We start from the raw sequence: 11,579 nt of genomic DNA, 5'->3' as shown, positions 1-11,579 counted from the left end.
GTGTACCTTTTTCTTTTTTGGGTATAAACTAAACGACAAATGAATATGCATAATTTCGTCTTTCGTGTTTGTTTGACTATTTCTATGCATACCTACTTAACAATTGGACTGTGGAGTAAACATGCGTCTGCCTTTCGCACCTGCCAAATTATCATTATCTGCGTTGTTACTTGTGTCTGCACCCTTGCTACTGCAAGGTTGTTCTGAAGCGCCAGAGCAGCAACAGGGTCAAATGCACCCAGCAGCTGTCGCTACTATGACTATGGAAACACACGATGCACCTTTTACTATTGAGCTGCCAGCAACGCTGTCTGGTTCAAAAGAAGTTGAAGTTCGAGCCCGTGTTACCGGAATCCTTGAATCACGTAACTTTGAAGAAGGTCAGCGTGTCGAACAAGGCCAATCTCTGTTTACTATTGATCTTGAACCTTACCAACTTGCGGTTGATCGTGCGCAAGCTGCACTTGATGGTGCAAAAGCAGCGCTTGTTCAAGCTGATCGTGACGTTAAACGATTAGCTAAACTACGTGCCGAAAAATCTGTTTCACAACGCGATTACGATAACGCTAGTTCAGCTAATGATATTGCAAAAACTGATTTAGCCGCTGCAAAGGTTGCGTTAAAAGAAGCCCAGCTTAATCTTGAATATGCGCAAGTGAAAGCCCCTGTCGCAGGTGTAATGGGACGTGAGTTTGTCTCGGAAGGAACCTATGTTTCTGGCCCAGATTTACTACTGACTCAAATGACTCAGTTTGACCCTATTCGTATTCGTTTTGGCTTATCTGAGCGTGAACAACTGCAAATGCGTCAAGATGTTAAAAATGGCTCACTGACGTTACCTGAGCAAGGCCACTGGAAAACACAAATTAAACTCCAAGACGGCTCTTTATACGGACAAACCGGTGAAGTTAACTTCTCTGATGTGCGTATTAATCCAAACACAGGTACCAGTGAGTTTCAGGCAATTATTCCTAACCCAGATTTTCAACTTCGCCCGGGCCAATTCGTTCGCGTTGAGTTAAGTGGTGCAGTACGTAAAAACGCATTCATCGTTCCGCAACGTGCAGTGCTCGATAACGGCACGGGTAAGTTCGTTTATGTTGTAAGTAAAAACGAGCAAGGTATGGATGTCGCGTTACCTGCCCCTGTCACTGTGGGTGAATGGATCAAAAAACCAGAAAACGAGCAATACCAAAACTTTTGGTTAATTCGAAGTGGGTTAAAAGAAGGCGACCAAGTTATTGTTGATGGCATGGCGCGTATTTTCTTCCCGGGTATGCCAGTAAATGTTGGCAAGCCAGCCGCTAACTCAAGCCACGCAGAATAAGCACAGGGAGTCTTATGTTTTCTCGTTACTTTATAGACAGACCCATTTTTGCGTTTGTTATATCTATTGTTATTGTGCTTGCGGGCCTTGCTGCGATGCGCAGTTTACCTGTAGCGCAATATCCTGAAATTGCGCCTCCGGTTGTACAAGTGACCGCAGCCTATCCGGGTGCATCCGCCAGTGTACTTGAGCAAACGGTTGCCACACCGATAGAAAATGCCATTACTGGTGTTGAAGGTATGATGTACATGTCATCGACTTCAACGAGTGCAGGCTCGACCACCATCGAAGTAACCTTCGAAATTGGTACTGATGTGGACCAAGCAGCTGTAAACGTGAATAACCGTGTAAAGCAGGTTGAAGCGCGTTTACCTGAAGAAACTCGTCGCCAAGGTGTAGTTGTCCAAAAAGGCTCTTCTAGCTTTTTACAAGTGCATGCCTTTTACTCTCCTGACGGTACACGCTCGAGTTTATGGACTTCAAACTATGTCACCATGAACGTGCTTGACCGTGTTAAACGTATTCCGGGCACCACCAGTGTGCAAATTTTTGGTGCTAAAGATTACGCGATGCGTATTTGGCTACGCCCAGATGTAATGAGCCAGCTAGGGGTTACTGTTGAAGAAATAGCAGGGGCAATCCGAGTACAAAACTCGCAATACGCTGCAGGTAAAATTGGTGCGACACCAACTACTCAATCTCCACAAGAGCTCGTTTACAGTGTGACTGCACAAGGTCGTTTGTCTGAGCCTGAACAGTTTGAAAATATCATTATTCGTTCAAATACCGATGGCAGTAGCTTACGTTTAAAAGACGTAGCACGCGTTGAGCTAGGTTCGAAAGATTATAACTTCAAAGGGACAATTAACGGTAAAGAAGCAGTACTATTAGGTATCTTCTTGCAACCGGGTGCCAATGCTCTTGATGTAGCTGAAGAAGTAAATAGTGTTATCGAAGAAATGAAAAGCCAATTCCCTACTGGACTTGCACATTTAACTTCGTACGACACAACCCGTTTTGTTGAAGTATCAATTCGTGAAGTAGTAAAAACACTGCTTGAAGCCATGGTATTGGTATTCTTAGTGGTGTATTTATTCTTACAAAACTGGCGCGCTACCCTAATACCTACTCTTGCAGTGCCAGTATCGCTACTTGGCACGTTTGCCGGCATGTATATGCTGGGATATTCAATTAACTCACTCACCTTATTCGGCATGGTGTTGTCGATTGGTATTGTTGTTGATGATGCCATCGTGGTACTTGAAAACGTTGAACGTATTATGCATGAAGAAGGACTCGGTGCCAGAGACGCAGCTGTCAAAGCTATGAGTGAAGTAAGTGGCCCTGTTGTAGCTATCGTTCTGGTTCTGTGTTCTGTGTTTGTGCCAATTGCGTTTTTAGGTGGCTTAACAGGTGAGTTATTCCGTCAGTTCGCTATTACTATTTCGATTGCTGTGAGTTTATCGGGTGTGGTCGCCCTAACGATGACGCCTGCTCTTTGTGTACTTATTTTAAAACAAGAACACAAGCAAACAGCCCGCTTCTTCTTATGGTTTAACGCTATGTTTACCAAGGTAACTGGCCGTTATGTGGGGGCTGTTGGTTTTATGGTGCGCCGCGGTCTTTTAGGTGTAATCTTAATGACGGGTATGATTGCTGCAACGATTGGCCTTTGGCAAAACACCCCAGGCTCGCTTGTACCCGATGAAGACCAAGGTTATTACATCTCTGCAATCTTTTTACCTGACGGTTCATCACTTGAGCGTACCGAGGAAGTAACGCAACAAGTTGTAAAAGCAGTACAATCAAACCCAGCTAACGAAAACGTCGTTGCGTTTACAGGCTTTGATTTTATCGGCGGTGGTTACAAAAATAGTGCTGCGACTTTATTCGTGACACAAAAGCATTGGGATGAACGCGAAGTTGATACCAAAGCACTTGTGCAAGAGCTATTCATGAAAACGGCGGGTATTAAAGAAGCACTCGTACTTGCCTTTAATCCACCTGCTATCTTTGGTTTAGGTAACACTGGTGGTTTTGAATTTTACATTCAAAACAAAGGTGATAGTGACCCAGACAAACTTCAACAAGCGATGCAGTTAATGACAGCAGAAGCGCAAAAGAGCCCAATCATCAGCGGCCTGCAAACTCTTTGGCGCCCTGATGCACCGCAACTTCGTGTTGATGTTGACCGAGAACAAGCGCGTGCCATGGGTGTAGAAATTGATGATGCGTTCACCGCCCTTGCAGGTAACTTAGGTACTTATTACGTCAACGACTTCAATAAATTTGGCCGCGCATGGCAAGTCCTAATGTCTGCAGATGCTGAATTTAGAATGAAACCTGATGACATTGGCCGTATCTATGTTAAAAACAACCAAGGTACTATGGTGCCGCTTTCAGCCTTTACCACTATCGAGTATAGCCGTGGCCCTGAAAACTTAAATCGTTATAACAACTTACCAGCAGTTAAACTAATGGGTAATGCAGCACCTGGTTTCAGTTCCGGTCAAGCTATCGCTGAAGTTGAACGTATTGCAGAAGCTGTCTTACCGCCAAATATGACCTACGAATGGACGGGCTCTGCATTCCAAGAAAAACGCAGTTCGGGTACCACAGGGATTGCCTTAGGACTTGCAGTGATCATGGTGTTTTTGATTTTAGCAGCCCTCTACGAGCGTTGGTCATTACCACTGTCTGTAATGCTTGCCCTGCCATTTGGTACCTTTGGTGCACTAATAGCCGTTTGGGTGGTTGGCATGACAAACGATGTGTATTTCCAAATTGGCCTTGTCACCCTACTCGGTCTTGCCAGTAAAAACGCGATTCTTATCGTTGAATACGCCTTAATGAAACATCAACAAGGCTGGAGCGCTAGTACTGCTGCACTTGAGGCTGCACGTTTACGTTTTAGACCAATCATCATGACTTCACTTGCTTTCATTTTAGGCGTTGTACCTTTAGTACTTAGCTCTGGTGCAGGCGCTGGTGCCCGTCATAGTGTTGGTACAGGTGTTATGGGCGGTATGATGGCAGCCACATTCTTAGCTGTATTCTTTGTACCTCTGTTCTTTTATTGGTTAACGGCACGTAAGTTAACTGAAAAACGCTCAAGACAAGAGCTTGCTGATGAAATAGCACACCATCACCAACAAGAACATGTCAAAACCCAAGAGGGTAATCTGTAAAAAATGAAGGGCAAACAATGAGTTTGCCCTTTTTTTGCTTATTTGATTACTAGCAATTTGCAGCTTCGAACGCTAGTATTAAGGAAAGATGTGTGGAGTGCAGCATGAATAATCAAAAATTAGCCGAATTTGAGCAGTTTTTTCAAATTAACGAGAGCAACCGTGTCAATTTGTACCCGGTTGAACCAAGTGCTGTGCCAAAAACCAATGCTGAGCTCGAGGCCGATATTCCTGCTTTATTCAAACTTGCCAACGAAGTAAATGAGCTTGAGCAAACGAGCTTACGACCACTACGTAATCTAGGTGATGTTGCACAAGAATTAGCAGCGTTTTTACAGGCGCAGTCTCGTAAAATCGATTTAATCATGAGTCATATCCTAGCCTCTGAGCAACCAGACGATAACGCAAACTATTGCGACAGTTACGGCGGTGGTGGTGTTAAGCTTACCTCATCTGAAGTCTATGAATTAGGTCAAACATTTCGCACTAAGTTGTTTTTACAACATGAGGCGTCTGCTATTTATTGCTACACCGAATTAGTGGCGATTGAAAAATGCGATGATGATAAATATCAATACACGTTATTGTTTACTGCTATTCGTGATGCTGACCAAGATTTAGTCGTTCGAGCGGCCTTACACGCACAAACACGCCAACTAAAAAAACGTCAACAAGAAAACAATCCGCAAGATAGTTAAAAATCGCGCTTTATCGCGCACAAAAAGCTGACATCTATGGCTAAAATGCTAAACTAGCTCCACCTTAGTTTGTTTATTACCTTCATGAAATTTAGACTTTTACCTGAATGGGCTGAGCAAGATGCCGTTATGCTCACTTGGCCTCATCTAGACACTGATTGGGCAGCAAATTTAACCGCTGTTGAGCCTGTGTATGTAGCGCTTTGCCAAGCAATTAGCCAACAACAAGATGTTGTTATCGTGGCCCATGATAATGCCCTAAAAACACATATTGCAGCTTTACTTGCAAAAGCTGATGTCGATGCAAGTCGCATTCACTTTGTGGTGACACCTTGTAACGATACCTGGGCACGTGACCATGGCCCATTGACCTGCGCGAATATTGATGACGCAACCCAATTAAAAGTGATGGATTTTATTTTTAATGGCTGGGGCAATAAATTTGCAAGTGATCTCGATAACCAAATTAATCAAGTGCTTGTAAAGCAAGTCGCTAATCCTAAAAATGCTTATCAGCAAAGTGAGCTGGTTCTTGAAGGCGGCGGCGTTGAAATTAATGAACACGGCGTGATACTCACAACCAGCGAATGCTTATTAAACCCAAATCGTAACCCAGAACTTACAAAAGCGGATATAGAACAAACGCTTGTTGAGCAACTAGGGGCTACTTCTTTCCTTTGGGTTGATCACGGTTATCTTGCTGGTGATGATACCGATAGCCATATTGATACGCTGGTACGTTTTGCACCAAACAACACCCTAGTTTATGTGCAGTGTGATGATAAAAATGATGAACATTTTGCTGCCCTTGATGCCATGGAAAAGCAACTGCAATCATTTAAAACCGCTAACGGTGAAAGCTATGAGCTTATTGCCTTACCTTGGCCAAAAGCGGTATTCAATGAAGACGGTGACCGACTACCTGCCACATACGCTAATTATTTAATCATCAATAAAACCGTTTTAGTGCCAATTTATGGTGACGAAAACGACCAACTTGCACTTGGTCAGGTTGCCAAAGCATACCCAGACCACACTGTTGTTGGTATTAATTGCCTGCCAATTATTCACCAATTTGGCAGCTTACACTGTATTACAATGCAATTACCGCGCGGCTTTTTAGCAGGAACAAACAATGACTAAACCAACGCATTTAAAGGTTGCTCTTGTTCAGCAATCAAACACCGATAATGCTCAAGACAATATGGCAAAATCGATTGCAGGTATACGCGATGCAGCAAGCCAAGGCGCTAAGCTTATTGTTCTTCAAGAGCTACACCGTAGTTTATATTTTTGCCAAACCGAAGATGTAGACGTTTTTGATTTAGCAGAAACAATTCCGGGCCCAAGTACAGATACCTTAGGCGCACTTGCCAAAGAGTTGAATGTGGTGATTGTGTCATCATTATTCGAAAAACGTGCGACAGGTCTTTACCACAATACCGCTGTGGTACTTGAAACTGACGGCAGCATTGCCGGTAAATACCGCAAAATGCATATTCCTGATGATCCTGGCTTTTACGAGAAATTTTACTTCACACCCGGTGATTTAGGTTTTCAGCCCATTCAAACGTCTGTTGGTAAATTAGGCGTATTAGTGTGCTGGGATCAATGGTTTCCAGAAGCCGCACGATTAATGGCAATGTCGGGGGCTGAGATTTTAATTTACCCAACTGCGATTGGCTGGGACCCTCGCGATGAGAAAGACGAACAAACACGTCAAAAAGACGCGTGGGTTATTTCACAACGCGCTCATGCCGTTGCCAATGGCGTGCCTGTGATCAGCTGTAACCGTGTTGGCCACGAAAGTGATCCAAGCGGCCAAAGCGAAGGTATTCAGTTTTGGGGTAACTCTTTTATCGCGGGCCCACAGGGTGAGATTCTAGCCGAGGCTAACAACAGCGATGAGCAATTGTTAGTTGTTGAATTAGACCAAGCACGTAGTGAAAACATACGTCGAATTTGGCCTTACCTTCGTGATCGTCGTATCGACCACTATCAAGACCTAACTAAGATTTATCGAGACTAAGCAGTAAAAACAGTTTAAAGGAGTAGTAAATGGCGTTTGCGCAATGGGCAGCATTGCCTTGGGTAAAATCTGAGAAAGATAAAATTCAATGGGGACAACTTACTGGTAGCGGACTTAGCATCGCCATCGCAGAAGGTGTAAAACAACACAACGAGCTGGTTGTGATAGTCACCCCAGATACGCCAAGCGCCCTACGCCTTGAAACTGAGTTAGAATTTCTATTGCCTGAAAACCCAGTCATGGTCTTTCCTGACTGGGAAACGCTGCCTTATGATCATTTTTCACCACACCAAGATATTATTTCTGCACGCTTAGCCACGTTAAACACATTAAAAAAAGAACAACAAAGTGTTTTAATCGTACCTGTATCAACTTTGATGCTTCGTACAGCGCCAGCATCATTTATTTATGGATCAACCCTTAACTTTAAAGTGGGTGATACCTTAGATACGCACACTCTACGTGAAAATCTTGAACAAGCAGGCTATTTGCATGTACAACAAGTGATGGAGCATGGTGAATATGCTATCCGTGGCTCTATCGTTGACTTGTATCCTATGGGTAGCCCTCACCCATTCCGTTTAGACTTTTTTGATGATGAGCTAGACAGCATTCGTTTATTTGATGTTGAAAGCCAGCGTTCAGATGAAAAAGTAGACAAAATTGAGCTGTTGCCAGCTCATGAGTTTCCAACTAACGACTCTGACATTGAGCGTTTTCGTATCAATTATCGTGAGCAATTTGGCGCAAGCTCTGAGCAAGACTCAATTTATATGCAGGTCACCAAAGGTACATGGCCTGCCGGTATAGAATATTATATGCCTCTGTTCTTTGATGAATTGGCAACTATATTCGATTACTTACCTAGCAATACGACGTTTATGCATTTTGGCGATATTGAACATGCTGCTGATCAATTTTGGCATGATGTAAATGTTCGCTATGAAAACCGCCGTGTTGATCCACTTAGGCCTTTACTTGAACCTGTAAAGCTATATCAAAGCGTTAATGAACTCTTTGGTGAGTTTGGTAAATACGCACGTATTCGTTTATCTCAAGCTAAACTAGGCACTAAAGCAGGCCATACAAACCTTGCCAGTAAAGAGCTACCAAACGTACGTATAGATCATAAGCTACATGAGCCTTACCAAGGTTTAATTAACTATGTTGCTAGTGAGAAAAAACAAAAAGGCCGCGTACTGCTGTCGGTTGAATCTGACGGACGTCGCGAATCTTTACTGACACTATTAAAACCAAGTGGTTTAAAGCTCAAAGAATTCGAGTCTTTCAGCGATTTTACAAATAGTGCTAGTGATGTTGGCTTAATAGTATCGCCACTTGAACAAAGTGTGGTGTTAGACGGTAAACCGCGCTTAACCATTATCACTGAACAAGAATTATTAGGCATTAAAGTATCGCAACGTAGACGTCGTAAACATAAATACGAAGCCAGCCAAGATGCACTTATTCGTAATCTTGCTGAACTGCGTGAAGGCCAGCCAATTGTTCACCTTGATCATGGTGTAGGCCGCTACCAAGGGCTTGAAACAATTGATGCTGCCGGTGTAATTACTGAGTTTGTTACGATCATCTACGCCAACGAGGCAAAACTATACGTACCTGTTTCTGCGTTACATATGCTTAGCCGTTATTCTGGTGGCGAAGAGGCCTCTGCCCCGCTCCATAAATTGGGCTCCGATGCATGGGAAAAAGCCAAGAAACGTGCCGCTGAAAAAGTTCGTGATGTCGCCGCAGAATTATTAGACATTTACGCTAAACGCCAAGCTAAACCAGGTAATAAGTTTAAGCTTGATGGCAGTGCTTACCGTCAGTTTAGCGACAGCTTCCCATTTGAAGAAACCGATGATCAACGTAATGCCATTGAATCTGTGCTTGGAGATATGCAAAGTAAACAGGCAATGGATCGTTTAGTATGTGGTGACGTAGGCTTTGGTAAAACAGAAGTGGCCATGCGGGCTGCTTTTGTTGCCGTAAATGATAACAAGCAAGTTGCTGTACTTGTGCCAACGACACTGCTTGCTCAGCAACATTATGAAAACTTTAAAGACCGTTTTGCCGATTTACCTATTGAAGTTGGCGTTTTATCACGCTTCAACTCAACAAAAGAGCAAAAAGACACGCTTGAAAAAATGGCTGAGGGTAAATTAGATATTGTTATTGGTACTCATAAACTGATCCAACAAGATATTCAATTTAAAGATCTTGGTTTATTGATTGTTGATGAAGAGCACCGTTTTGGTGTGCGTCAAAAAGAGAAAATCAAAGCATTACGTGCAGATGTCGATATTTTAACACTCACTGCGACCCCTATTCCACGTACATTAAACATGGCAATGAGTGGTATGCGTGACCTGTCAATCATAGCCACACCGCCTGCGAAACGTTTAGCGGTTAAAACCTTTGTTAGACAAAGAGATGCAGAACTTATTCGCGAAGCAATTCTGCGTGAAATTAAACGCGGTGGTCAGGTGTATTTCTTACATAATAATGTTGAAACTATCGACCGAGTTGCTGAAGAAATAAGTGAATGGGTTCCTGAAGCTAGCGTAACAACAGCACATGGCCAAATGCGCGAGCGTGAGCTTGAGCAAATTATGAGTGATTTTTATCACCAAAAATATAACGTGATTGTGTGTACCACTATTATCGAAACCGGTATCGATGTACCCACTGCAAACACCATTATTATGGATAGAGCAGATAAGCTTGGCCTTGCGCAGCTGCATCAATTACGTGGTCGTGTTGGCCGCAGCCACCATCAAGCCTATGCATACCTCCTGACTGGTAACCCTAAATCACTGAGTAAAGATGCCGTTAAACGATTAGAAGCGATTGAGTCTCTGGAAGACCTGGGTGCAGGTTTTGCGCTCGCAACTCACGACTTAGAAATTAGGGGTGCCGGTGAGCTGCTAGGTGACGATCAATCAGGTCAAATGCAAACCATTGGCTTTAGCTTGTATATGGAGATGCTTGAGCAAGCTGTAAACTCGCTAAAAGAAGGCAAAGAGCCAACCCTAGAGAACTTACTTGGCCAGCAAACTGAAGTTGACTTAAAGCTACCTGCATTATTACCCGATGATTATATTCATGATGTAAATGCGCGATTAGGTATCTATAAACGCATTGCAAGCTGTGCTAATCTCAATGACATGGACGAATTACAAGTAGAGTTGATTGACCGTTTTGGCCTACTGCCTGATGCTACGAAAAACTTATTCAGTTTGCAGCAATTAAAACTACAAGCAAGTAATCTTGGCATTAAGAAGATTGAAGCAAACCCGAAAGGTGGCTATTTTGAGTTTAGCCAGCATACAAAGGTTAACCCTAGCTTCATCATTGGTTTGATACAAAGTGCACCGCAGGTGTATAAAATGGATGGCGCAAACAAACTGCGCTTTGCAATTAGCGAAGCCAACGCTCGTGAACGCTTAAAAATGGTCACTGCAATGATTGCAGATTTTGAGAAAAAGGTTAGCCATTAATGTTGTTTAGAAATAGTTTAATATTGCTTTGTTGCTTATTTACAAGCTCATCATATGCAACACGTTGGTTTGAAATTGAAGTTCTTATTTATAAACAGCGCCCAGCTCCCTACTTACAAGAAGATTTCAGTCTAAAACACGATGAAATCAAGGCTAAGCGTAGCAAAGATATATTATCTCCTGCGTACACAGCACAAGCGAAACAGGCTTGTATTGAAGGTGATAACCGCTTTCGCTCTGATTCGTTTACCGACTCTTTAGTCAATACCAACCCTCATTCTAATGTGTGTGATGACAGTGTTGATTTTTTAGCTAGTTATAATCAACTGCCTGTTACACCCGTTGTTGAACCGCGTGAAGATACTGACGAAATATATCTAATTGCACCAGAGCAATTACAGTTTGTTGATCAAAAAGACCAGCTTGATAAAAAGGGCTTATCTCCTATTTTGCATACAGGATGGCGTTTTCCTGAAATGAGTGAAAGAAGTGCACCAAGCATCCGCTTATTTGCTGGAGAACACTTAGCAAAAAACACAAGATCACTTGAAAATGAAAATAACGATTTTATCAGTTTGATCGATCCTACTGAACGTTTTATTCCCGACCAGCTACAAAACGTGCCAGAGTGGGAATTAGACGGTTTAATGAAAATTTATGTTCGTCACTACCTATTTATAAATGCAGATTTTGATATTAGTCAGCGTCTAGAAAACGGTGATTATGAAAAAGCACGTTTTTCACAATTTAAACGTGTGATCAGTAACGAGATACATTATTTTGATCACCCTCGTATGGGTATGATCTTGCAAATAAGACGCTACAACCATTAAT

The 11,579-nt window shown here is 42.8% G+C and carries 7 protein-coding genes; all 7 read left to right on the top strand.

What is annotated here, in order from left to right:
• The first annotated feature begins 121 nt into the window (after positions 1 to 121).
• Positions 122 to 1,327 carry an efflux RND transporter periplasmic adaptor subunit gene (locus QUE86_RS15020; protein ID WP_130051634.1) on the top strand — a complete coding sequence of 402 codons (1,206 nt, stop codon included), beginning with the start codon at positions 122 to 124 and terminating at the stop codon, positions 1,325 to 1,327.
• A 14-nt stretch (positions 1,328 to 1,341) separates the two neighbouring features.
• Complete coding sequence (locus QUE86_RS15015) at positions 1,342 to 4,515, top strand: efflux RND transporter permease subunit (RefSeq protein WP_286258163.1); 3,174 nt, start codon at positions 1,342 to 1,344, stop codon at positions 4,513 to 4,515.
• Positions 4,516 to 4,619: 104 nt separating this feature from the next.
• Positions 4,620 to 5,213, top strand: coding sequence for a PilZ domain-containing protein (locus QUE86_RS15010; protein ID WP_130051636.1), 594 nt, complete (start codon positions 4,620 to 4,622; stop codon positions 5,211 to 5,213).
• An 84-nt stretch (positions 5,214 to 5,297) separates the two neighbouring features.
• Positions 5,298 to 6,356: an agmatine deiminase family protein gene (locus QUE86_RS15005; RefSeq protein ID WP_286258162.1), complete on the top strand. Its 1,059-nt coding sequence runs from the start codon at positions 5,298 to 5,300 to the stop codon at positions 6,354 to 6,356.
• Positions 6,349 to 7,242 carry a carbon-nitrogen hydrolase gene (locus QUE86_RS15000; RefSeq protein ID WP_130051638.1) on the top strand — a complete coding sequence of 298 codons (894 nt, stop codon included), beginning with the start codon at positions 6,349 to 6,351 and terminating at the stop codon, positions 7,240 to 7,242. The genes QUE86_RS15005 and QUE86_RS15000 overlap by 8 nt, the downstream gene beginning before the upstream one ends.
• Positions 7,243 to 7,271: 29 nt before the next feature.
• The gene (gene mfd / locus QUE86_RS14995; protein ID WP_167658828.1) at positions 7,272 to 10,745 is read left to right on the top strand and encodes a transcription-repair coupling factor; all 3,474 of its coding nucleotides are present in this window, start codon (positions 7,272 to 7,274) and stop codon (positions 10,743 to 10,745) included.
• Positions 10,745 to 11,578, top strand: a complete 834-nt coding sequence (locus tag QUE86_RS14990) for a CsiV family protein (RefSeq protein ID WP_130051640.1) — start codon at positions 10,745 to 10,747, stop codon at positions 11,576 to 11,578. Before mfd ends, QUE86_RS14990 begins: the two co-directional genes overlap by 1 nt.
• Position 11,579: the final 1 nt, after the last annotated feature.

Origin of the sequence: Pseudoalteromonas apostichopi (assembly GCF_030297135.1) — a bacterium.
In the GTDB taxonomy this organism is placed as follows: domain Bacteria; phylum Pseudomonadota; class Gammaproteobacteria; order Enterobacterales; family Alteromonadaceae; genus Pseudoalteromonas; species Pseudoalteromonas apostichopi.
Note: the sequence above shows the minus strand (reverse complement) of the source record. Positions and strands in the feature narration are given on the sequence as shown.

Coding starts and splice junctions, on each gene's coding strand:
- QUE86_RS15020 (WP_130051634.1), top strand. CDS start 122: ATGCGTCTGCCTTTCGCACCTGCCAAATTATCATTATCTGCGTTGTTA.
- QUE86_RS15015 (WP_286258163.1), top strand. CDS start 1,342: ATGTTTTCTCGTTACTTTATAGACAGACCCATTTTTGCGTTTGTTATA.
- QUE86_RS15010 (WP_130051636.1), top strand. CDS start 4,620: ATGAATAATCAAAAATTAGCCGAATTTGAGCAGTTTTTTCAAATTAAC.
- QUE86_RS15005 (WP_286258162.1), top strand. CDS start 5,298: ATGAAATTTAGACTTTTACCTGAATGGGCTGAGCAAGATGCCGTTATG.
- QUE86_RS15000 (WP_130051638.1), top strand. CDS start 6,349: ATGACTAAACCAACGCATTTAAAGGTTGCTCTTGTTCAGCAATCAAAC.
- mfd (WP_167658828.1), top strand. CDS start 7,272: ATGGCGTTTGCGCAATGGGCAGCATTGCCTTGGGTAAAATCTGAGAAA.
- QUE86_RS14990 (WP_130051640.1), top strand. CDS start 10,745: ATGTTGTTTAGAAATAGTTTAATATTGCTTTGTTGCTTATTTACAAGC.